We start from the raw sequence: 23,295 nt of genomic DNA on the forward strand, positions 1-23,295 counted from the left end.
TCTCCTTCCTTATTAGGGAATAGTTTTTTTAGTTTGGTATAAATCCTACCAGCGGTAGTGAGCGAATGCTTTGTTCGCTTCTGCCATTTTGTGTGTATCTTCACGTTTCTTAACAGCAGCACCAGTGTTGTTAGCTGCGTCAAGGATTTCGTTAGCAAGACGCTCTTCCATCGTTTTTTCTCCACGAAGACGAGCGTAGTTTACTAACCAGCGAAGACCTAAAGTCGTACGACGGTCTGGGCGAACTTCTACAGGAACTTGGTAGTTAGCTCCACCTACACGACGTGCTTTAACTTCAAGAACTGGCATGATGTTTTTCAAGGCTTGTTCGAAAACCTCCATCGCTTCATTACCAGTACGTTCTTTGATGATATCAAATGACTTGTAGAGAATAGTTTGTGACTTTCCTCTTTTACCGTCGATCATCATTTTGTTGATCAAACGAGATACAAGTTTAGAATTGTAAATTGGATCTGGCAAAACGTCTCTTTTTGCTACAGGACCTTTACGTGGCATCTGAATAGCCTCCCTTCTCTTTTAAAAGGATTTCTATCTGTCTTTCATCTCAATTTCATTGTCAGCTGCCTGACTCCACTGAACTGAACTCAACTTCTAAAAACCCTTATGTTTGTTTATATTATTTGCTTTGTTTAGGGCGTTTTGTTCCGTATTTAGAACGTCCTTGCATACGACCGTCAACTCCGGCAGTATCAAGCGCACCACGAACGATGTGGTAACGTACACCCGGTAAGTCTTTTACACGTCCGCCACGGATAAGTACTACACTGTGCTCTTGTAGGTTATGTCCGATACCAGGAATGTAAGCTGTTACCTCAATCAGGTTAGACAAACGTACACGAGCATATTTACGTAGTGCTGAGTTTGGTTTTTTCGGTGTCATTGTACCGACACGAGTACAAACCCCGCGCTTCTGTGGAGATGTTACGTTAGTGTGCTCTTTTTTGAAACTGTTGTATCCTTTGTTAAGTGCAGGAGACTTTGAGTTTTCAACTTTACTCACGCGTCCTTTGCGTATTAGCTGATTAATTGTAGGCATGTTGTTATTCCTCCCTTCATTACTTTTTTTATAACCCACATACCCAGGTGGTTCATCAAAAGGCAAAAAACAATGCTTTTGCATTTTAAGCATGCAAAAACAAAACAAGTACGCTATAACATAATGGCAACAGCTGCTGCCCCAACTTCAATTCCGCAGGCCTTGCCGAGCTTTTTCATGGAATCTACCACTAAAATGTCTACACCCTTCTCTTGCGCTAGTTTCATTACACTAGCGGTTAAAGCAGGATCAGCATCTTTCGCTACGACGATTTCCTTCACTGAATCTCGTTTCAGAGCTTTTACTGTTTGCTTCGTACCAATAATAATGGATTGAGCCTGTGATACTTTATCATAAGACATCGAATATCCTCCAAAGTAACAGGTTTTATTTTGAGCACCTTGGTTATATTATCATCATGGCAGAAGGATGTCAATATCGTTTGACAGATTATCTTGACATCCTTCACCATTTTTTGATGATTTTTATAGAAATCTTAAGAGAAAGATTACTCTACAGGAACCATATCGTCAGACGGCTGCACTTGTGAAACCGGCTTAACTTTACGGTAGTTTGGCATTCCAGTTCCAGCAGGAACAAGTTTACCGATGATGACATTCTCTTTCAAGCCAAGCAGTTCATCACGTTTTCCTTTGATCGCCGCATCTGTTAGGACACGAGTCGTTTCTTGGAAGGATGCTGCAGACAAGAATGAGTCTGTTTCAAGCGATGCTTTTGTAATACCAAGAAGAACTGGACGGCCTGTTGCAGGACGTTTGCCTTCGAATAGTACTTTTTTGTTCGCTTCTGTGAATTGGTGTACATCAAGAAGTGTGCCTGGTAATACATCTGTATCCCCTGCATCAGCGACACGCACTTTACGAAGCATTTGGCGAACCATTACTTCTACGTGCTTATCTCCGATTTCTACCCCTTGCATACGGTATACTTTTTGTACTTCATGAAGCAGATATTCTTGAACAGCTGTCATATCAGTTACTTTAAGAAGTTCTTTCGGATCGATTGAACCTTCTGTCAGTACTTGACCACGAGTGACTTTGTCACCTTCAACAACTTTCAGACGTGCATTGTAAGGAGCTGTGTAAGAGCGAGTTTCAACTTCGCCTTGAACCACAATTTCCTGTTGCTTGTCACGAACATCGTTAATTTCAGCAACGACACCATCAATTTCAGAAATGGTTGCCTGCCCTTTCGGATTACGCGCTTCAAATAACTCTTGGATACGAGGTAAACCTTGAGTGATATCGTCTCCTGCTACCCCGCCGGTGTGGAACGTACGCATTGTAAGCTGTGTTCCTGGCTCACCGATCGATTGTGCAGCGATGATTCCAACTGCTTCACCGACTTCAACGTCAGTACCAGTTGCAAGGTTACGGCCGTAGCATCGTTTACATACACCATGAGGCGTGTTACATGTAAATGCAGAACGGATCCATACTTCCTCGATTCCTGCTTCAACTACTTCAAGTGCTTTATCTTCATCAATTAGTTCGTTTTCGCCAACAATGACTTCGCCCGTTTCAGGATGAATAATTGGTTTTCTTGCAAAACGTCCGATCAGACGTTCTTCAAGTTTCTCAATAATTTCATTTCCTTCTTTAATGGACTTCGCCAAGATTCCACGGTCTGTACCGCAATCTGTTTCACGGATGATAACATCCTGTGCAACGTCAACGAGACGACGCGTGAGGTAACCTGAGTCAGCTGTTTTAAGAGCTGTATCGGCAAGACCTTTACGCGCTCCGTGAGTGGAAATAAAGTATTCCAATACTGTTAAACCTTCACGGAAACTAGATTTAATCGGAAGTTCAATGATACGTCCAGCCGGGTTGGCCATCAGACCACGCATACCAGCCAGCTGAGTGAAGTTAGATGCGTTACCACGCGCTCCAGAGTCACTCATCATGTAGATAGGGTTGACTTCATCAAGGGACTTCATCAGTTTACCTTGGATGACATCTTTAGAAGAACTCCAGATCGAAATGACTCTCTCATAACGCTCTTCTTCAGTAATCAAACCACGTCTGAATTGCTTCATGACGTTATCTACTTTTGCTTGCGCTTCTTCGAGGATTTTTTGTTTATCGTCTAGTACCACGATATCAGATACACCAACCGTAATACCGGCTTTAGTAGAATATCTGAAACCAAGATTTTTCATGCGGTCAAGCATTTTAGATGTCTCAGTGATATGGAATCTCTTAAAGATTTCCGCAATGATTTTACCTAAAATACCTTTTTTGAACGGTGCATTGATTTCTTGTTTCTCGATCGCAGCTTTGACATCCTCACCTTTTTCAAGGAAGAAGCGGTCAGGCGTTTTTTCTTCAATATTGCTCTTAGTCGGTTCATTCATGTATGGGAATGATTCCGGTAAGATTTCGTTAAAGATCAATTTTCCAACTGTTGTAATCAACAATTTAGAACGCTGTTCATCAGTGAATGTAACGTTCTTCAACGAGTTAGCTGCAACAGCTACACGTGTATGAAGATGCACATACCCATTTTGATAAGCTAGAAGGGCTTCGTTCGTATCTTTGAATACCATACCTTCTCCGATAGCACCTTTACGCTCAAGTGTAAGGTAGTAGTTACCTAGCACCATATCCTGAGATGGCGTAACAACAGGTTTTCCATCTTTCGGGTTCAAAATGTTTTGAGCAGCAAGCATTAAGATACGAGCTTCAGCTTGAGCTTCAGCAGATAATGGTACGTGAACCGCCATTTGGTCACCATCAAAGTCAGCGTTGTAGGCAGTACATACAAGTGGATGCAAACGAATTGCGCGTCCTTCCACAAGTGTAGGTTCAAACGCTTGAATACCAAGTCTGTGAAGAGTTGGTGCACGGTTTAGTAAAACTGGATGCTCACGAATTACTGATTCTAAAACATCCCAAACTTCCGGCTGCACGCGCTCAATCTTACGTTTCGCGCTCTTAATGTTGTGAGCTAATCCTTTTTCAACAAGCTCCTTCATCACGAATGGTTTGAATAGTTCAAGAGCCATTTCTTTCGGAAGTCCACACTGATACATTTTCAAATGTGGTCCAACGACGATAACGGAACGTCCAGAATAGTCAACACGTTTACCAAGCAAGTTTTGACGGAAACGTCCTTGTTTCCCTTTCAGCATGTGAGAAAGAGATTTCAATGGTCTATTTCCTGGTCCTGTTACTGGTCGGCCTCTACGTCCATTATCAATCAAGGCATCGACAGCTTCTTGAAGCATACGCTTCTCGTTCTGAACGATGATGCTTGGCGCGCCAAGATCTAATAAACGTTTCAGACGGTTGTTACGGTTGATGACACGACGATAAAGGTCGTTCAAGTCAGAAGTAGCAAAACGTCCGCCATCAAGCTGAACCATTGGACGTAATTCTGGTGGAATAACCGGAAGTACATCAAGGATCATCCAAGACGGTTTGTTTCCTGAGTTACGGAAAGCTTCCAACACTTCAAGGCGTTTGATCGCACGTGTACGACGCTGTCCTTGAGCTGTTTTTAGCTCTTCTTTGAGTGTATCTACTTCTTTCACAAGATCGATATCTTGAAGAAGTTTGTTAATTGCTTCTGCACCCATAGCTGCTTGGAAGGTGTTACCGTATTTATCTAAATAAGCACGGAATTCTTTCTCAGAAAGAAGTTGTTTCTTCTCAAGCGGTGTGTTGCCCGGATCAGTCACGACGTAAGAAGCGAAGTAAATCACTTCTTCTAACGCACGTGGTGACATATCTAGAACAAGACCCATACGGCTTGGGATACCTTTGAAATACCAAATGTGGGAAACTGGGGCAGCCAGTTCGATATGCCCCATTCTCTCACGACGGACTTTTGCCCGTGTTACTTCTACACCACAACGGTCACATACAACACCCTTATAACGAACGCGTTTATACTTTCCACAATGACATTCCCAGTCTTTTTGCGGTCCGAAGATACGTTCACAAAAGAGACCATCTTTTTCCGGTTTCAGTGTACGATAGTTAATCGTTTCAGGCTTTTTCACTTCACCAAAAGACCAAGAACGGATTTTATCAGGTGATGCGAGACCGATGTTCATATACTCAAAATTGTTCACATCTAGCAAGGGGCCTACCTCCCTTTTAATCTTCGGGTTATACCCTAGTCACTTGCTCTAATCGTTTCTGCTATTCTTTTGTGACTGCGTCACGTTCAAGATCGACAGGTGCGAGGTCTGCAGCATCTTCGTCATTAGATAACGCTAATCCGTCTGCTTTCTTCGTTTCCTCATCGTCTTCTAAATCTCTCATTTCTATCTCTTCTTCATCGCCAGATAGGATTTTCACATCCATACCTAAACTTTGAAGTTCTTTAATTAATACTTTGAATGATTCAGGGACACCTGGTTCAGGTACGTTATCCCCTTTGACGATCGCTTCGTATGTTTTCACACGACCCACAACGTCATCCGATTTTACAGTTAAGATTTCTTGAAGTGTATATGCTGCACCGTAAGCTTCAAGTGCCCATACTTCCATCTCTCCGAAACGCTGTCCACCAAACTGTGCTTTACCGCCCAGTGGCTGCTGCGTAACAAGTGAGTATGGTCCAGTTGAACGTGCGTGAAGTTTATCGTCAACCATGTGAGCCAGTTTGATCATATACATGATTCCAACAGATACACGGTTGTCGAATGGTTCACCAGTTCGACCGTCATAAAGGACTGTTTTCGCATCACGGGACATACCTGCTTCTTCAAGCGTTTCCCAAACATCTTCCTCACGAGCACCATCAAATACTGGTGACGCAATGTGGATGCCTAGGTAACGTGCAGCCATACCCATATGAAGCTCAAGTACCTGACCGATATTCATACGAGATGGTACCCCTAGAGGGTTTAACATGATATCAATCGGTGTTCCATCTGGAAGATACGGCATATCTTCTTCTGGAAGGATTTTGGAGATAACCCCTTTGTTACCATGTCGTCCGGCCATTTTGTCACCTTCAGAAATTTTACGCTTCTGAACGATGTATACACGGACTAACTGGTTAACACCTGGTGGTAATTCATCTCCATCTTCACGGTTAAAGACTTTGACATCATGGATGATTCCGCCGCCACCGTGTGGTACACGTAGAGACGTATCACGCACTTCACGAGCCTTTTCACCGAAGATTGCATGTAGAAGACGTTCTTCAGCTGTTAGTTCTGTTACACCTTTAGGCGTTACTTTCCCGACAAGAAGGTCTCCGTCTTTTACTTCTGCACCAATACGGATGATTCCACGCTCGTCAAGGTTGCGTAAAGCATCTTCCCCAACGTTTGGAATATCACGCGTAATTTCTTCTGGTCCAAGCTTTGTATCACGAGCTTCTGATTCATATTCTTCAATATGAATAGAAGTGTAGACGTCATCTTTTACAAGGCGCTCACTCATAATGATCGCATCCTCATAGTTGTAACCGTCCCAAGTCATGAAGCCGACCATGACGTTACGTCCTAGAGCCAATTCACCTTTTTCCATAGAAGGACCGTCTGCAAGGATTTCTCCTTTGACGACTTCATCTCCAACACTTACAATTGGGCGCTGGTTGTAGCAAGTCCCTTGGTTAGAGCGGACAAATTTCAGCAAGCTGTATTTGTCTAGGTTTCCTTTGACTTGTTGTCCGTCAACGTCTTCATAACGGCGAACCCAAATATTCTTCGCTTCAACACGTTCTACAACACCTGGGTAACGGCAGATCACAGCAGCACCAGAGTCTTTACCTGATACATACTCCATACCTGTACCAACAATCGGTGATTCCGGCTGCATCAAAGGCACAGCCTGACGTTGCATGTTCGCTCCCATTAGAGCACGGTTAGAGTCATCGTTTTCTAAGAATGGGATACATGCTGTCGCTGCAGAAACAACCTGCTTCGGCGAAACGTCCATGTAGTCAACGCGGTTTCGAGGAACAACGGTGTTTTCCCCTCTAAAACGAGCAATGATATTATCATCGATAAACGAACCATCTTCACCTAATATAGCGTTCGCTTGTGCTACAACGTAGTTATCCTCTTCATCAGCCGTTAAGTAATCGATTCTCGGCGTCACTTTACCTGTTTCAGGGTCAACCCGGCGGTAAGGTGTTTCAATAAAGCCGAAGCGATTCACTTTCGCAAATGAAGATAGAGAGTTGATCAAACCAATGTTTGGACCCTCTGGTGTTTCAATCGGACACATACGACCATAGTGAGAATAGTGAACGTCACGAACTTCCATTCCTGCACGCTCACGTGTCAAACCACCCGGTCCAAGCGCTGACAGACGACGTTTGTGCGTCAATTCAGCAAGCGGGTTTGTTTGATCCATGAACTGAGAAAGCTGAGAGCTACCAAAGAACTCTTTAATAGAAGCGATCACAGGACGGATGTTGATCAGCTGCTGAGGTGTGATCGTATTCGTGTCTTGAATCGACATTCTTTCACGAACAACACGCTCCATTCTACTTAAACCAATACGGAATTGGTTTTGCAGAAGTTCACCTACAGAACGCAGACGACGGTTACCCAGGTGATCGATATCATCTGTGTCACCTACTCCATGAAGCAGGTTAAAGAAGTAACTGATTGAAGCAATGATGTCAGAAGGCGTGATGTTCTTCACAGCTTCCTCTACATATGCATTACCAATCACGTTGATCACTTGCTCGCCTTCTTGATCAGTTGGTGCATAAATCTTGATAGATTGAAGTTCTACTTCATCCTCTACTACGCCACCGTTTGGATAAAGCTTTCTAAATCCGATGCCGTTTTCTAAGTATGGAAGAACTTTATCAAGCACTCTTCTATCTAAAATTTGACCTTTTTCTGCTAGGATTTCACCTGTTTCAGGATCAACTAGCGTTTCAGCCAATTTTTGATTGAATAGTCTATTTTTAATATGAAGCTTCTTATTAATCTTGTAGCGTCCAACATTTGCTAAGTCATATCTCTTCGGATCAAAGAAGCGAGAGTCTAGCAAGCTTTTCGCATTTTCAACAGTTGGCGGCTCTCCGGGACGAAGACGCTCGTAGATTTCGAGAAGTGCTTTATCGGCATTCTCTGTATTGTCTTTTTCCAACGTGTTGCGTAAGTATTCATTCTCGCCAATGAGGTCAAGAATCTCTTGATCAGAGCTGAAGCCGAGAGCACGCAAAAGAACCGTAACCGGCAACTTACGTGTGCGATCGATGCGTACATAGACTACATCCTTCGCATCAGTTTCGTATTCTAACCATGCGCCACGGTTTGGAATGACAGTCGCAGTAAAACCTTTTTTACCGTTTTTGTCTACTTTACCACTGAAATATACACTTGGAGAACGTACTAACTGAGAAACGATTACACGTTCCGCACCATTAATGATAAAAGTACCTGTGTCTGTCATGATTGGGAAATCACCCATAAACACATCTTGGTCTTTTACTTCTCCAGTTTCTTTGTTAATTAAACGAACTTTTACTCTTAGTGGAGCAGAGTAAGTTACATCACGTTCTTTTGATTCTGCTACAGGATACTTAGGATCCCCTAGGCTGTAATCAATGAATTCAAGAGAAAGGTTACCAGTAAAATCCTCAATTGGGGATATATCTTGAAACATCTCTCTAAGACCCTCATCAAGAAACCACTGATAAGAAGAGGTTTGAATTTCAATGAGATTTGGTAATTCTAACACTTCGCTTATGCGTGCGTAGCTTCTGCGCTGGCGGTGTCGTCCATACTGAACTAGTTGACCTGTCAACTGATTCACCCCTCAAATCATGCGTATTATATGTGTAAAAAGTATTTCTGTCTTTCAAATGTCAGTAAAGAAATACTTTTACAAGACAAAAGAAAAAAGGGTTTCTAAAATAAGAAAACCACATCCAAAAACAAATACCGATTTTATTAGTTTTCCCAAGTATGCATAATTTATACAAAATAGTTGTTTTTTAAGCCTATCAAGCAAAATATACACATTGGCATTTTATAATGTTAACACAGCTAGGAAACTGCGTCAAACTTTTTTAGCTTTGATAATATAGTAGCCCTTTTTTTTCATAACGACCGTCACTTCTCCAAAAAGTTGCTCTAATTTCTCAATCGCAGATGGTCCACCTTGTTTTTTCTGAATAACCACCCACAACTCACCTTCCGGCAATAAATGATCAGCACTTTTTTCAAAGATCGCATGTACTACTTTCTTCCCTGCCCGTATTGGGGGATTGGTCAGTATAGAGGCAAAAGCAGCTGATGAATGAACATTCGAGAACAAATCACTTTGATAGATGCGGACATTATCAATGCGATTATGCTTAGCGTTTTCCTTTGAAAGTTCGACTGCTCTTTCGTTCACATCAATCATATGAATGGTGCGGCCTGTCATTTCGTTTGCTAACGATAAGCCGATCGGTCCATAACCGCAACCGACATCTAAGACGTCGCCATCCAAGTCAGGTTCTTCAAAAGCTTCAATTAAAAGCCTCGAACCATAGTCGACTTCTTTCTTAGAAAACACTCCACTGTCACTTGTAAAAGTAAAGCTACGGTTTCTCAAGGTGAAGTCCCATGTCTGTTTATTACTTTTCACTGATGGCTTTTCCGTATAATAGTGGTCACTCATGGTGAATAGACCTCCTCTGGATTCAATCGTTTCAGGAGATAAGAAAAGAAAAAGCCCGCCAGTAAAAGCGAGCTTTCCCAAAAGATTAGGCGAAGATTACTTAACTTCTACAGAAGCGCCAACTTCTTCAAGCTTAGCTTTAAGTTCTTCAGCTTCTTCTTTAGCAATACCTTCTTTAAGTGGTTTTGGAGTGTTGTCAACAAGTTCTTTAGCTTCTTTCAAGCCAAGACCAGTGATTTCACGAACCACTTTGATAACTTTGATTTTTTGGTCTCCAGCACCAGCAAGTACTAGATCAAAATCAGTTTTTTCTTCAGCAGCAGCACCGCCACCAGCAGCTACAGCTACAGGAGCAGCAGCAGTTACGCCAAATTCTTCTTCGATTGCTTTTACTAAGTCGTTTAACTCAAGTACAGTTGCTTCTTTAACTGAAGCAATGATTTCTTCGATATTTAAAGCCATTTGTAATTCCTCCATTTTAAGTTTTTTTACGTCAAGTACGCATTAAGCGCCTTGTTCTTCTTTTTGATCTGCAACTGCTTTAGTAGCAAGAGCAAGGTTACGAACTGGAGCTTGAAGAACGCTAAGCAACATAGATAGTAAGCCTTCGCGAGACGGAAGTTCCGCAAGAGCCTTCACTTCTTCTACAGTCGCTACGTTTCCTTCGATAACACCAGCTTTGATTTCTAAAGCTTCGTGGCTTTTCGCAAATTCGTTGATGATTTTCGCAGGTGCGATAACATCTTCGTTACTGAATGCGATAGCGTTTGGACCTGTTAAGAAATCGTTTAAACCCGTTAGTTCAACTTGTTCAACTGCACGGCGAGTCAAAGTATTTTTGTAAACTTTGAATTCTACGCCAGCATCACGAAGCTGTTTACGAAGTTCAGTCACTTCAGAAACTGAAAGACCGCGGTAATCTACGATTACAGTAGACATACTGTCTTTAAATTTAGAAGTAATTTCATCAACGACAACTTTTTTAGTATCGATTGCATTGCTCATGGTTACACCTCCTGTACATTCTTTGTGTAACACTTATACCGATCAGGCCATCACGTTCCTAACGAACGGTTCTCCATATAAAAAGCCTCCATTAAGACATGGAGGCTGTATATACAAGCATACGTTAACGTAAGACTGTGACATATACACCTCGGCGGGTTAATTAAGCCATAAGGCCCCTGCTGTCTACGGTATAAATGATTATTCTATTTTACAACATTTTGATATTATCAAAACGGTTGTGACAAGTCAAGAATTATTTTGCAGAGAAAGAAGATGGGTCCACTTTCACGCCAGGGCCCATAGTAGATGTAACAGAAACGTTTTTCACGTATACACCTTTAGCCGCTGCAGGTTTTGCTTTAAGGATTGTGTCATAGATTGTTGCAAAGTTCTCAACAAGCTTTTCGTCCTCGAAAGAAACCTTTCCGATTGGCGCGTGGATGTTACCAGCTTTATCAACGCGGTATTCTACTTTACCAGCTTTGATTTCATTGATTGCTTTTTCTACTTCGAAAGTTACAGTTCCTGTTTTAGGGTTTGGCATAAGACCTTTTGGTCCAAGTACACGACCGATCTTACCAACTTCACCCATCATGTCAGGTGTCGCAACGATTACATCGAATTCGAACCAGCCTTGTTGGATTTTAGTGATGTAATCAGAATCTCCAACGTAGTCTGCTCCAGCAGCTTCTGCTTCTTTTGCTTTTTCGCCTTTAGCGAACACAAGAACGCGTTGAGTTTTACCAGTTCCGTTAGGAAGTACAACTGCACCGCGGATTTGTTGATCGTTTTTACGAGGGTCTACGCCCAAACGAAAAGCAACTTCTACAGTCGCATCAAATTTCGCTGTATTTGCTTTTTTTGTAAGAGAAACAGCTTCAGCTACATCATACGCTTTAGTACGTTCGATTAGCTTAGCAGCTTCTACATACTTTTTACCTTTTTTAGCCATTATAAAAATCCTCCTTATGTGGTTTTAGCGGAATAACCTCCCACGAATAAGGGTTGCGAACTTGTCAAAACCAAACTCGCAACCCAACAAGACAAAAAATTAATCTTCGATGACAATACCCATACTGCGTGCAGTACCTTCAACCATGCGCATAGCTGATTCAACGCTAGCAGCGTTTAAGTCAGGCATTTTTGTTTCCGCGATTTCGCGTACTTTATCACGCTTAACAGTTGCCACTTTATTACGGTTAGGTTCACCAGAACCAGACTCAATACCAGCTGCTTTTTTAAGTAAAACTGCAGCAGGTGGAGTTTTAGTAATAAATGTAAATGAACGGTCTTCAAAAACCGAAATTTCAACAGGAATGATAAGACCAGCTTGGTCAGCTGTACGAGCGTTAAACTCCTTACAGAATCCCATGATATTAACACCGGCTTGACCTAGTGCAGGTCCAACTGGTGGAGCTGGGTTAGCTTTTCCAGCAGGAATTTGCAATTTAACAACTTTTACTACTTTTTTAGCCACGAGACACACCTCCTTAAAGTCCGTGATGTGGTAATAGGGGAATCCCCCTCCCACTCAACAACTTCATTCTTTATATGAATGACGAAATAACTAGCTAGCGATCTTGAGCGAACTCAAGACGTACCTTTGCTATATTACCACTTCTATACACTCATTTCAAGCTCTTTTAAATTACAATTTATCGATCTGTGTGAACTCAAGTTCCACAGGAGTTTCTCTACCAAACATATTAACGAATACTTTGACTTTGCTTTTATCATAATCAATCTCTTCGATAGAGCCTGTGAAGTTAGCAAATGGTCCATCGATGACCTTGACTGTTTCTTTAAGTTCAAAGTCAATTTCTGTCTTGCGCTCTTCAAGTCCCATTCTCTTCAGAATGGTTTCCGCTTCGCCAGGTAATAACGCTGTCGGCTTAGAGCCTGATCCAGCTGATCCAACGAATCCTGTCACACCTGGTGTATTACGAACGACATACCAAGAATCGTCAGTCATGACGATTTCTACTAGCACATATCCAGGGAATACTTTCTTTTTCACTACTTTTTTCTTACCGTTTTTAATGTCCGTTTCTTCTTCTTCTGGTACAACAACGCGGAAAATTTTATCCTGCATGCCCATTGATTCAACACGCTTTTCCAAGTTCGCTTTCACTTTGTTCTCATAGCCAGAGTACGTATGCACAACATACCAATTCTTTTCCATTTTCGTTCAGGACTATTTAGTCCTTCCCTCCCCACATTTCGTAATGTCTATTTGACGAATCTCGAGTACCGGTAAATATTTTCAAGCAATTGAAAAAACCCGTAAAACGGGTTTTTTGGCAAGTCATATTATGATCTATTATAGCACGTTCAGCAGACCATTATTCAAGTATTAATGAATTAATTCGATTAATTGTGAGATTCCTATATCAAGAAAAGAGAAAAAGATGGCAAAAAATACGACTGTTAAAATAACAGTGATCGTGTAGCGGACCATTTCGTTTTTCTTTGGCCAGCTGACCTTTTTCATTTCTTTCCCGACACTTTTTAAGAAACTGATAATACGCATGTAAAAGACCTCCACAGATTAAAGAACGCAAATCCTACTTCGTTTCTAAATGTGTTTTATGTGAATTACAAGTCTTGCAATATTTCTTAACTTCTAATCTTTCAGCTGCTGAAGCAACACTTTTCATTGTCGTATAATTGCGGCTTCCGCAGTCTTTACAGGCTAGAGTAATCTTTTTCCTCATATTTACACCTATTTTCTCGACATCATTTCCTTAGTACCTTATCACAGTGTCGAAAAAGCTGTCAATATAGGTTTGATTAGAGACTGATCTCGCGCAGCTCTAAATATTTCTCTAATTTTCTCTTTACTCTTTGGAGTGCGTTATCAATTGATTTCACATGACGGTTTAAATCTTCAGAAATCTCCTGATAGGACCTACCATCAAGATAAAGCACAAGTACCTTTCTTTCCAGCTCGCTTAGTAATTCACCCATTTTCATTTCAATATCATCAAATTCTTCTTTGCTAATGATTAAATCTTCTGGGTTAAGCGCTTTAGCACCGGAAATGACGTCCAATAATGTTCTGTCCGATTCTTCATCGTATATCGGCTTGTCTAATGATACATAGGAATTTAACGGGATATGTTTTTGGCGAGTAGCTGTTTTAATTGCGGTGATAATTTGGCGGGTAATACATAATTCTGCAAAAGCCTTAAATGAAGTAAGCTTGTCCTCTCTGAAATCGCGGATAGACTTATAAAGTCCGATCATCCCCTCTTGGACAATGTCCTCTCGATCCGCTCCAATCAAGAAATAAGATCTTGCTTTCGCACGTACAAAATTGCGGTATTTCGTTATTAAATAATCTAGCGCATCACTATCTCCGACATGAACCCTTTCAATGACTTGTTCATCTTCCAACTGGCAAAATTGCTCTCTGATGGACTTACCCTTGCTGTTGTTTAGATTCACTTCGATCCCCCCGACCGCACCTAGATAGAAATATTATACAATAATGGTTGAAATATCGTCAAGCTATTCCAAGTTTCCCCGCCGCCATTTTTCAAACGTTTTCAATACATCTTCTGACAATTCAATTTTGGATGCTGGTTTATCAGAAGTAATCTTTTTGACACGTGTTTCAATCTTTCGTTCAATCACTTCTATCTCTCTTAAGAGCTCTCGTGCTGACTTACGAAGTGCACCCTGTCCAAAAATTGCCCATTGTTCTGTATAATCAGAGGTCGCCACATGAATTTGCGTCCGAATGTTATTCAAGTCTTGTGCCAGTTTTTCAATCCGCTCATCAGCCGTTTCATTTTCTCTTGTAAAGATGACCTCTACTCGGTGGTTTGTCCGCTTCTTTTCGATTCCTTTGACCATATGGGCATCGAATACGACAATGACTCGATACCCTGTATATGCTTGATATTCTGCTAAATGTTGAATCAGCACGTCTCTGGCTTCTTCAAAGCTGTTTTCTTTTAAGTGCTGCAAACGAGGCCATGCACCTATCATGTTGTATCCATCGACTAAGAGGATGTCCATCTCTATTCTCCTAACGGATAACGTTTTCGATACACTTCATACATCAATAGACTAGCGGCAACTGATGCATTTAATGAAGTGACCTGCCCGGCCATTGGCAATTTAATCAAGAAATCACATTTTTCCTTAATCAATCGGCCAATTCCTTTTCCTTCACTGCCGATGACAAGAGCGAGAGGCATCGTGCCGTCAAATTGTCTGTAGTCCTGCTTCGCAGATGCATCTGTTCCTGCGACCCAGATTCCTCTTTCTTTCATTTCATCAAGAGCTCTGGAAAGATTGGTTACTTTTGCGACCGGGATATGTTCAATGGCTCCAGTAGATGCTTTCGCAACAGTTGTCGTCAAGCCTACCGCTCGTCGTTTTGGAATGACGATTCCATGTGCACCAACAGCATCGGCCGTACGCATGATCGACCCTAAATTGTGCGGATCTTCAATTTCATCTAAGATGATGAAAAATGGTTGTTCATTCCGCTTTTCAGCAATTTGATACAGATCGTCCAATTCTGCATATTCATATGCTGCTACTTGTGCAACGATTCCCTGGTGCTGACCTGTTACCATCTGATCAAGCTTTTTCCTCGGAACATACTGAATGGTGATATTTTGCTTTTTCGCGAGTTCAATGACCTGCTGGGCTTGTCCTTTTACAGTGTTTTCTGCCATCCAGAGCTTATATAACTCCCGATCTGACTTCAGTGTTTCAATCACTGCATTTTTCCCAATCACATAATCATGTTGCTGACTCATTTGTCTTCCTCCCTGACGTTCCGATTTCAATCGCCTGACTAATCAACTCTTCTAAGCGTTCGTCCTGCTTCTCGATAAATAAATAACCCATGAGCGCTTCAAACGCTGTACTATAACGATACGTTTGAACGTCTGTGTTTTTAGGCACTGTGCCTGATTTTGCATTTCTTCCTCTTTTCAGCACCGCTTCTTCCGCTTCTGTGAAAAAGCCCTTCTGCTGAAGCTCAAATAAAATAGCGGCCTGAGATTTAGCTGAAACGATCTTACTTGCACGTTTATGAAGCTCATTTGGTTTGGTCGCCCCCGTTTGGAGGAGGTGATGCCTCACGTATACTTCAAAAATGGCATCACCCATATAAGCAAGCGCAAGTCCGTTCAACTGTTTTCCGTCTTTCAGCTTTTCAAAATTCAACATGACCTATTCTCCTCTTTTCCAGCGCGTACCTTGAGGAGTGTCCTCCAATACAATATTCATGCTCTTTAACTGGTCACGAATTTGATCAGACAATGCGAAGTCACGATTCCTTCTAGCTTCATTCCGCTTCTCAATTAATGCTTCTACCTCTTCGTCAAGCGTGTGCTTTTCTTCTAGTGAGAAGCCGAGGACGGATGTGATTTCTTGGAACAAGCCAATAAATGCCTTGATCACTTCCTCAGAAGTATGATCATTTTCCATATAGTAATTCGCTTGTTTCGCTAGTTCAAATAAAACAGAGATGGCATTTGCCGTATTGAAGTCATCATTCATTTCAGAAATAAATGTCGCACGCTGCTCTTCAATCTTTGTCAGCCATTCCGTGTTATCCTCTGTTAAATTGGTACTGCTCTCAAGGCGATGATGTAGATTTGAATAAGATGTTTTGAGTCTGTTAAATGCACTCTTTGTACTTTCCAATAAGTCAATGGAGTAATTGATTGGATGACGATAGTGAACCGACAGCATAAAGAAACGAAGCACATCTGGATCTTGTTCTTTAATAATGTCATGTACGAGCACAAAGTTCCCAAGTGATTTTGACATTTTTTCATTCTCAATATTAATATACCCGTTATGCATCCAATACTTCGCAAAAGGTTTTCCTGTCAAAGCCTCAGATTGAGCAATCTCATTCTCGTGATGAGGGAACGTTAAATCCTGTCCGCCAGCATGAATGTCAATCGTATCGCCTAAATACTTTTTGACCATCGCAGAGCACTCGATGTGCCAGCCTGGCCGCCCTTCTCCCCACGGGCTATCCCAAGAAATCTCCTGATCCTTTGCGGCCTTCCATAATGCAAAGTCGAGTGCATCCCTTTTCTTTTCACCTACACGAATACGGGCACCTGTCTTTAATTCATCAATCGATTGGTGAGACAGTTTTCCGTAGCCTTCAAATGAGCGTGTGCTGTAATACACGTCACCATCTGCTTCATAGGCGTAGCCTTTTTCAATCAATGTGGCGATAAACGCAATGATATCATCCATATTTTCTGTCACTCGCGGGTGAAGGTCTGCTTTTTTGCAGCCTAATGCACTGACGTCCTCAAAGTATGCTTGGATAAATCGATCAGCAATCGTTGGGACATCCTCGCCTAATTCATTTGCTGCTTTGATGAGTTTATCATCCACATCAGTAAAGTTGGATACGAAATTCACATCATAGCCGCTATATTCTAAATACTTACGTACCGTGTCATATACAATGGCAGGTCTTGCATTCCCGATGTGAATGTAGTTATACACGGTTGGTCCGCATACATACATTTTGACCTTTCCTGGTTCAAGTGGGACAAACTCTTCTTTCTTACGTGTCAATGTATTATAAATATTGATTGTCATGATTGTTCTTCCTTTCTGCTCAATGAAGCCAGTTCACGTTTTAGCTTTTCCATTTCTCGCTCCAATTCTTTGAAACGATCAGAAACGGGATCTGGCAAATCTTGATGATTGAGATCACGATTGATTTTCTTTCCATTTTGAACGACCACTCGCCCAGGTATACCTACAACAGTAGAATGGTCTGGTACGTCTTTTAACACAACAGACCCCGCACCAATTTTGGACCCTTTTCCTACGGTAATGGAACCGAGCACCTTAGCACCAGTCGCAATCAGCGCATCGTCCAAAATAGTTGGATGCCGCTTTCCCTTTTCTTTCCCTGTTCCCCCTAATGTCACGCCTTGGAAAACAGTGACGTTATCGCCAATTTCACATGTTTCCCCAATCACGACGCCCATGCCGTGATCAATAAAGAACCGCCGGCCGATGGTTGCTGCTGGATGAATCTCAACCCCTGTGAAAAACCGGCTGACCTGAGAAATGATCCGCGCAAGAAAATACAGTTTACGCTTGTAAAATGCATGCGCAACACGATGAGCCCAAATCGCATGAAGCCCTGAATAGGTTAGCACTACTTCAAGATAGCTTCTAGCAGCAGGATCTTGATCAAACACAGTATCAATATCTTCTTTCAGCATTTTGAAAAACACATGCTCCCCCCGTTCTTCCCCATCAATCTCTCTTAGGACTTGCTCTCTTTTTTGGACAAATAAAAAACGCCTCTGCCATATGACAGAGACGTTTTGAAAACGCGGTTCCACTCTGTTTAGAAAGCCCTCATTTCGCAGCCTTCTCAACTTCATCCCATAACGGAGGGTACCGCCCTTGCATACTAACATACGTGTTCCTCAAGGGTCTTGAGGGTGCATTTCCAACGTCTGCCCATAAGTCTCTTTCAGCCGGTGAAGACTCTTTCTGTGATAGGCGAAAACATTGTACTTCTCCCTCGCAACGATTTTCCTTATATTTGTTTAATGCGGTTTAATACCGTCTCTTTACCTAGTAGTTCAATACTTTGCGGAAGCTCTGGGCCATGCGTTTGTCCAGTGACAGCCACACGAATTGGCATGAATAGTTTCTTACCTTTATGCCCTGTTTCTTTTTGCACAGCTTTAATGGCAGCCTTGATTTCATCAGGTGTGAAAGACTCAAGACGTTCAAGCTGACCTGCAAACGAAGCCATCACTTCTGGTACTTGCTCTTCTGCAAGAACTTCCTTTGCCTCTTGATTATACTCAATTTGTTCCTTAAAGAACAACTCTGTTAACTCAACAATTTCTGCTCCGTAGCTCAATTGCTCGTGGTATAGAGAAATGAGTTTGCGCACCCACGTGTTTTCTTCGTCTGTCAGCTGCTCGCTTACCTTGCCTGCCTTTTGAAGATGTGGAAGTGTAAGTGCCACAACTTGATCAAGATCAAGTGCTTTCACGTATTGGTTATTGACCCATTTTAGTTTATGCATATCAAATAGAGCTGGTGACTTAGAAAGTCGATTGACATCGAAAATATCGATGAACTGCTCTTTTGTAAATAGTTCCTCTTCGCCAACTGGAGACCACCCAAGTAGTGCAATGAAGTTAAACAAAGCTTCTGGTAAATAGCCCAAGTTCTTATACTGTTCGATGAACTGGATAATTGATTCATCACGTTTGCTTAATTTCTTGCGGTTCTCGTTTACAATCAGCGTCATATGTCCGAACAGCGGAACATCCCAGCCAAATGCATTGAAGACCATAATTTGTTTAGGTGTATTCGAGATGTGATCCTCACCACGAAGAATGTGAGTCATTTTCATCAAATGATCATCCACCGCTACAGCGAAGTTATACGTTGGTGTACCATCTTTCTTCACAATAACAAAGTCACCGATGCCGTCTGTTTCAAATGAAATCTCGCCTTTGACCATATCGTCAAATTTGATGATTTCTCCTTTAGGCACTCGGAAGCGGATGCTTGGCTCTCTTCCTTCAGCAATCAGCTTGTCCTCTTCTTCTTTTGATAAATGACTGCATTTACCAGAGTATCGAGGCATTTCACTGCGGGCAATTTGTGCTTCACGCTCTTCTTCTAGTTCTTCAGCCGTACAATAGCACTTATACGCCAAGTCTTTCTCTAGCAGCTCGTCATAATATTTTTTGTAAATATCATTACGCTCTGATTGTCTGTAAGGACCGTAGCCCCCATCTTTATCAATGCTCTCGTCCCAATCAATCCCGAGCCACTGCAAATGGCGAAGCTGGCTTTCTTCTCCGCCTTCTACATTACGCTTTTGATCCGTATCCTCGATTCGAATAATAAATTTGCCGCCTTGGCTGCGTGCGAACAAATAGTTGAAAAGAGCCGTTCTAGCATTCCCAATATGTAAATGACCAGTTGGACTCGGTGCATAACGAACACGCACTTCATTTCCCATGAGTTTAACTTCCTTTCATCTGCATCATGTTGTCTGACACCAATTTTTTATAAACGTATTTTATCATCAAAACCCATTCTCATCAAAATGGATTTTACTTTTTCTGAAGAAGTACGGTTGCTTGAGAGGCAATTCCTTCGCCTCTTCCTGTAAATCCAAGTTTCTCTGTCGTTGTTGCTTTGACATTCACCTGTGTGACATCTGCCTCAAGGGCTTCTGCGATTTTCTCACACATTGGCTGAATGTAAGGTGCCATCTTTGGTTTTTGCGCCATGATCGTGCAATCGATATTCACCAGTGTATAGCCTTTTTCTTTTACAAGCGCCCACACGTGCTGAAGTAATTTAAAAGAGTCTGCATCTTTAAACTCCGGATCCGTGTCTGGGAAATGTCTGCCGATATCTCCTTCTGCAATCGCACCTAGGCAGGCATCCGCCACAGTATGAAGCAGTACATCCGCATCTGAATGCCCAAGTAGACCCTTTTCATAAGGGATCGTCACACCGCCAATAATAAGAGGTCTTCCCTCTGTTAATTGATGTACATCAAAACCTTGTCCTATTCTAAACATGTTCTAGTACCCTCTTTCCGCATCCATAATTGCCTTGGCAACCAATAAATCATCCGGTGTTGTCAGTTTAATATTGGTATAGTCTCCTTGGACAATATACACACTCTCACCGTGTAATTGTTCCACAAGACTGGCGTCATCTGTTCCAAGAAAGCCTGTCCGCTCCGCATGTTCATGCGCTTCTTTTAAAATAGAATGACGAAAAGCTTGTGGGGTCTGGACTGCCCACAAGCTCTGACGTTCAATGGTTTGTTCCACTTTGCCTTCTTGAACGCGTTTGATTGTGTCTTTCACTGGTACCGCTACGACTGCGGAGCCTTTTTCAATCGCTGCTTTAACGAGCAAGTCAATCTGTGTATGCTTAATAAAAGGCCTTGCGCCATCATGAACAAGCACGATGTCCGCATCTTGCACAGCCTTCAATCCTTCGTATACACTTTGCTGCCGTTCTTCACCGCCAGTGACAAGTGAAACAGGCGTTTGAAAAGCGTGTACCTTCAGTAGCCTTTCAAAGTCACGACGCTCTTCTTCATTGATCGCTAAGATCATGCGTCTGCATTGTGAATGAGCGTCAAACACCTTCAGTGTGTGGATGATGACCGGCATTCTTTTCAATTCAATAAAAAGTTTATTGCGGCCGGCCTTCATTCGCTTCCCCTGCCCCGCAGCCGGAATAACTACTTCATAATACATGTTCGTTCTCCCTTTAGAGCGCCTTCTCCAGAAGTTTTGGCTTCGCAAAAATCATTCTTCCAGCAGCAGTTTGCAGCACACTCGTGACGAGCACATCAATGTCTTTTCCAATATAATTGCGTCCTTCTTCGACCACAATCATCGTACCGTCATCTAAGTAAGCAACACCTTGGTTATGCTCTTTCCCGTCTTTGATGACCTGTACCTTCATTTCTTCCCCAGGCAGTACAACCGGTTTGACTGCATTGGCTAGATCATTGATGTTTAACACTGCTACTTTTTGAAGTTCGCATACTTTATTTAAATTAAAATCATTTGTCACAACAACACCTGAAGTTAACTTAGCGAGTTTCACAAGCTTGCTGTCAACCTCTTGAATATCTTCAAAGTCACCTTCGTAAATTTCAACTTTAATATCCAGTTCTTTTTGGATACGATTTAAAATATCAAGACCTCTTCGGCCTCTATTTCTCTTTAATACATCAGAAGAGTCTGCAATATGCTGTAATTCCTCGAGTACAAATTGAGGAATGACCATCACACCTTCTAGGAATCCAGTTTGACAAATATCTGCGATTCTTCCATCAATGATAACACTTGTGTCTAAAATTTTCAGCTTTTTATCTTCTATTTCAGGTTCATCATCAGCTGCTCCTTTTTTCTTTGTGACCTTTGCAGATCGAGAGAACAGCCCCATCATTTCATCCTTCTTCTTAAACCCTACCTGAAATCCAAGGTATCCTAAAAAGAAAGCCAGGAAAATCGGAATAATGGTACCAAAAATATGATATGGGATATTGTTTAGCGGGATCACGTTTACAATAAGATATGCTAGAATAAGTCCAAATACTAAACCGAAACTTCCAGATATAAGATCAGGAAGAGGCGCCTTCAATAGAGAATCCTCGATCCATTTCACCCAATTAACCACATAGCCTGTGCACCATTTACCAATGATAAAGAACACAGCGGCTCCTATTAGTGCTGAAGAGTAAGCATTTGTTATGAAAGGTATGTCCTTCACATTTAACAGCAGAAATAACTCTGGAATGATAAAAATCCCTACAACTGCACCGAAAATGATAAAAAACGCCTGAACGATTCTTTTTAACATACCTTCACCTCCTTTATTTTTCATCTGTCAATCCACCTTCATCTGACATTGATATATGCTTAAGTTTCCTATCATCATGAACAGAAAACAAAACCATCATTAATATACCCATATTCATCCATTTTTAACCGTATTTAAGAAAAATTTCTCTTTTTATAGCTGACGGTCGATATAATGTTTTTCTTGCAGTCTTTTTAATCCTTTTTTTATCTTTTTCGCTCTTACTTCTCCAATTCCTTCTACTTCATCCAAATCTTGTACATCTGCTTCCATAATTCGATCTAGCACACCAAATGCTTCGACCACGTTTTCAACGATCGGCATAGGCAATCTAGGGATTTTATGAAGTAATCTGTATCCTCTTGTGTACACATATTCGTCAATATTTGTAGATGCTGGATAGCCGAGTAACTTGTACAAAATAGAGTCATCTAAAAGTTCAAAGCTCGACATATCTTGGAGCTGTTTCAGCAGCACATATGGATCTTTGATCTTTTCTTTCACGTAATCTTTAATAAATAAAGCCGCTTCCTGCTCCATATCTGTAATCAGCTCATTGACTTGCAGACGGATCAAGTGTCCTTCTGTCCCAAGCTCTTTGATATACATATTGATTTCATTTTTGATTCTAAGTACCATTTCATAACGATGCAGCACGGATAATACATCACCAAAGGTCACAAGCTCTTCAAATTCTAAGGCGCTTAACGCAGAAATGGCATGATCTAAAATGGTTTTATATTTCTCAAGTGTTTGTATCGCTTGGTTGGCCTTCGTCAAAATAAAACCAATATCTTTCAGCGTATATCGTCGATTCCCTTGGTATAAGGTAATGACGTTCCGACGTTCAGAAATGGCAATGATTAAGCAGCCTGTCTGCTTTGCTACACGTTCAGCCGTTCGGTGTCTCATGCCTGTTTCTGATGAATGAATGGTTGCATCCGGCATGAGCTGTGTATTCGCATACAAGATTTTTTGACCAGAGTCACTTAAAATAATCGCCCCATCCATCTTCGCCAATTCATATAAATGTGCTGGGGAGAATGCAGAATTAATATGAAATCCTCCATCTACCACACTTTTCACTTTATCGTTATAACCAACAACAATGAGCCCTCCAGTATTGGCTCTTAGGACGTTTTCAATCCCTGCCCGCAGGGGTGTCCCCGGTGCCACAAACTGGACAATATCTAAGAGATCGACTTCTCTCGCTCCTTTTTTCTCTTTTTCCAT

The 23,295-nt window shown here is 41.7% G+C and carries 24 protein-coding genes and 2 other annotated features; all 24 genes read right to left on the reverse strand.

Annotated elements, in window-relative coordinates; all coding sequences use genetic code 11:
* Positions 1 to 45 precede the first annotated feature (45 nt).
* Entirely contained in the window at positions 46 to 516 is a 471-nt protein-coding gene (gene rpsG / locus KVT11_RS18645) for a 30S ribosomal protein S7 (protein ID WP_003216884.1), read from the reverse strand.
* A gap of 121 nt (positions 517 to 637) precedes the next feature.
* Positions 638 to 1,057 carry a 30S ribosomal protein S12 gene (rpsL, locus tag KVT11_RS18650; protein WP_003216962.1) on the reverse strand — a complete coding sequence of 140 codons (420 nt, stop codon included), beginning with the start codon at positions 1,055 to 1,057 and terminating at the stop codon, positions 638 to 640.
* A gap of 113 nt (positions 1,058 to 1,170) precedes the next feature.
* Positions 1,171 to 1,419, reverse strand: a complete 249-nt coding sequence (locus KVT11_RS18655) for a 50S ribosomal protein L7ae-like protein (RefSeq protein ID WP_008345416.1) — start codon at positions 1,417 to 1,419, stop codon at positions 1,171 to 1,173.
* 146 nt (positions 1,420 to 1,565) lie between these two features.
* A complete protein-coding gene (rpoC, locus tag KVT11_RS18660) occupies positions 1,566 to 5,165 on the reverse strand; it encodes a DNA-directed RNA polymerase subunit beta' (protein WP_057078723.1) in 3,600 nt (1,199 codons plus the stop codon).
* A 61-nt stretch (positions 5,166 to 5,226) separates the two neighbouring features.
* On the reverse strand, positions 5,227 to 8,808 hold the full coding sequence (gene rpoB, locus KVT11_RS18665; protein WP_007496297.1) for a DNA-directed RNA polymerase subunit beta: 3,582 nt from the start codon (positions 8,806 to 8,808) through the stop codon (positions 5,227 to 5,229).
* A 255-nt stretch (positions 8,809 to 9,063) separates the two neighbouring features.
* Complete coding sequence (locus tag KVT11_RS18670; RefSeq protein WP_007496296.1) at positions 9,064 to 9,669, reverse strand: class I SAM-dependent methyltransferase; 606 nt, start codon at positions 9,667 to 9,669, stop codon at positions 9,064 to 9,066.
* Positions 9,670 to 9,765: 96 nt separating this feature from the next.
* On the reverse strand, positions 9,766 to 10,131 hold the full coding sequence (rplL, locus tag KVT11_RS18675; protein WP_008345418.1) for a 50S ribosomal protein L7/L12: 366 nt from the start codon (positions 10,129 to 10,131) through the stop codon (positions 9,766 to 9,768).
* A gap of 42 nt (positions 10,132 to 10,173) precedes the next feature.
* Entirely contained in the window at positions 10,174 to 10,674 is a 501-nt protein-coding gene (rplJ, locus tag KVT11_RS18680; RefSeq protein WP_003217048.1) for a 50S ribosomal protein L10, read from the reverse strand.
* Positions 10,675 to 10,743: 69 nt separating this feature from the next.
* Positions 10,744 to 10,884: a sequence feature (ribosomal protein L10 leader region), on the reverse strand.
* A 46-nt stretch (positions 10,885 to 10,930) separates the two neighbouring features.
* Positions 10,931 to 11,629, reverse strand: coding sequence for a 50S ribosomal protein L1 (gene rplA / locus KVT11_RS18685; protein WP_007496292.1), 699 nt, complete (start codon positions 11,627 to 11,629; stop codon positions 10,931 to 10,933).
* Between the two features lie 99 nt (positions 11,630 to 11,728).
* Complete coding sequence (rplK, locus tag KVT11_RS18690; RefSeq protein ID WP_003216956.1) at positions 11,729 to 12,154, reverse strand: 50S ribosomal protein L11; 426 nt, start codon at positions 12,152 to 12,154, stop codon at positions 11,729 to 11,731.
* Positions 12,155 to 12,325: 171 nt separating this feature from the next.
* The gene (gene nusG, locus KVT11_RS18695) at positions 12,326 to 12,859 is read right to left on the reverse strand and encodes a transcription termination/antitermination protein NusG (protein ID WP_003217197.1); all 534 of its coding nucleotides are present in this window, start codon (positions 12,857 to 12,859) and stop codon (positions 12,326 to 12,328) included.
* A 171-nt stretch (positions 12,860 to 13,030) separates the two neighbouring features.
* Positions 13,031 to 13,207, reverse strand: a complete 177-nt coding sequence (secE, locus tag KVT11_RS18700) for a preprotein translocase subunit SecE (RefSeq protein ID WP_008345422.1) — start codon at positions 13,205 to 13,207, stop codon at positions 13,031 to 13,033.
* 34 nt (positions 13,208 to 13,241) lie between these two features.
* The gene (gene rpmG / locus KVT11_RS18705; RefSeq protein ID WP_008356502.1) at positions 13,242 to 13,391 is read right to left on the reverse strand and encodes a 50S ribosomal protein L33; all 150 of its coding nucleotides are present in this window, start codon (positions 13,389 to 13,391) and stop codon (positions 13,242 to 13,244) included.
* A gap of 76 nt (positions 13,392 to 13,467) precedes the next feature.
* Complete coding sequence (sigH, locus tag KVT11_RS18710) at positions 13,468 to 14,124, reverse strand: RNA polymerase sporulation sigma factor SigH (RefSeq protein ID WP_008345424.1); 657 nt, start codon at positions 14,122 to 14,124, stop codon at positions 13,468 to 13,470.
* A 63-nt stretch (positions 14,125 to 14,187) separates the two neighbouring features.
* The gene (gene rae1, locus KVT11_RS18715; RefSeq protein WP_007496285.1) at positions 14,188 to 14,700 is read right to left on the reverse strand and encodes a ribosome-dependent mRNA decay endonuclease Rae1/YacP; all 513 of its coding nucleotides are present in this window, start codon (positions 14,698 to 14,700) and stop codon (positions 14,188 to 14,190) included.
* A gap of 2 nt (positions 14,701 to 14,702) precedes the next feature.
* Positions 14,703 to 15,452 carry a 23S rRNA (guanosine(2251)-2'-O)-methyltransferase RlmB gene (gene rlmB, locus KVT11_RS18720; protein ID WP_008345427.1) on the reverse strand — a complete coding sequence of 250 codons (750 nt, stop codon included), beginning with the start codon at positions 15,450 to 15,452 and terminating at the stop codon, positions 14,703 to 14,705.
* Positions 15,436 to 15,867, reverse strand: a complete 432-nt coding sequence (locus tag KVT11_RS18725) for a Mini-ribonuclease 3 (protein ID WP_008345428.1) — start codon at positions 15,865 to 15,867, stop codon at positions 15,436 to 15,438. The genes rlmB and KVT11_RS18725 overlap by 17 nt, the downstream gene beginning before the upstream one ends.
* A gap of 3 nt (positions 15,868 to 15,870) precedes the next feature.
* Complete coding sequence (cysS, locus tag KVT11_RS18730; protein ID WP_008345429.1) at positions 15,871 to 17,271, reverse strand: cysteine--tRNA ligase; 1,401 nt, start codon at positions 17,269 to 17,271, stop codon at positions 15,871 to 15,873.
* A complete protein-coding gene (gene cysE, locus KVT11_RS18735) occupies positions 17,268 to 17,921 on the reverse strand; it encodes a serine O-acetyltransferase (RefSeq protein ID WP_017366453.1) in 654 nt (217 codons plus the stop codon). The genes cysS and cysE overlap by 4 nt, the downstream gene beginning before the upstream one ends.
* An 81-nt stretch (positions 17,922 to 18,002) precedes the next feature.
* Positions 18,003 to 18,232: a binding site (T-box leader), on the reverse strand.
* On the reverse strand, positions 18,233 to 19,684 hold the full coding sequence (gene gltX / locus KVT11_RS18740) for a glutamate--tRNA ligase (RefSeq protein WP_008345431.1): 1,452 nt from the start codon (positions 19,682 to 19,684) through the stop codon (positions 18,233 to 18,235).
* Between the two features lie 94 nt (positions 19,685 to 19,778).
* Complete coding sequence (gene ispF / locus KVT11_RS18745) at positions 19,779 to 20,255, reverse strand: 2-C-methyl-D-erythritol 2,4-cyclodiphosphate synthase (RefSeq protein ID WP_007496273.1); 477 nt, start codon at positions 20,253 to 20,255, stop codon at positions 19,779 to 19,781.
* A 3-nt stretch (positions 20,256 to 20,258) separates the two neighbouring features.
* Positions 20,259 to 20,948: a 2-C-methyl-D-erythritol 4-phosphate cytidylyltransferase gene (gene ispD, locus KVT11_RS18750; RefSeq protein ID WP_008345432.1), complete on the reverse strand. Its 690-nt coding sequence runs from the start codon at positions 20,946 to 20,948 to the stop codon at positions 20,259 to 20,261.
* Between the two features lie 13 nt (positions 20,949 to 20,961).
* Positions 20,962 to 22,062, reverse strand: coding sequence for a PIN/TRAM domain-containing protein (locus tag KVT11_RS18755; RefSeq protein ID WP_003217214.1), 1,101 nt, complete (start codon positions 22,060 to 22,062; stop codon positions 20,962 to 20,964).
* 153 nt (positions 22,063 to 22,215) lie between these two features.
* Complete coding sequence (gene disA / locus KVT11_RS18760; protein ID WP_007496267.1) at positions 22,216 to 23,295, reverse strand: DNA integrity scanning diadenylate cyclase DisA; 1,080 nt, start codon at positions 23,293 to 23,295, stop codon at positions 22,216 to 22,218.

It is taken from the genome of Bacillus sp. GbtcB10, assembly GCF_019091365.1.
GTDB lineage: Bacteria > Bacillota > Bacilli > Bacillales > Bacillaceae > Bacillus > Bacillus altitudinis.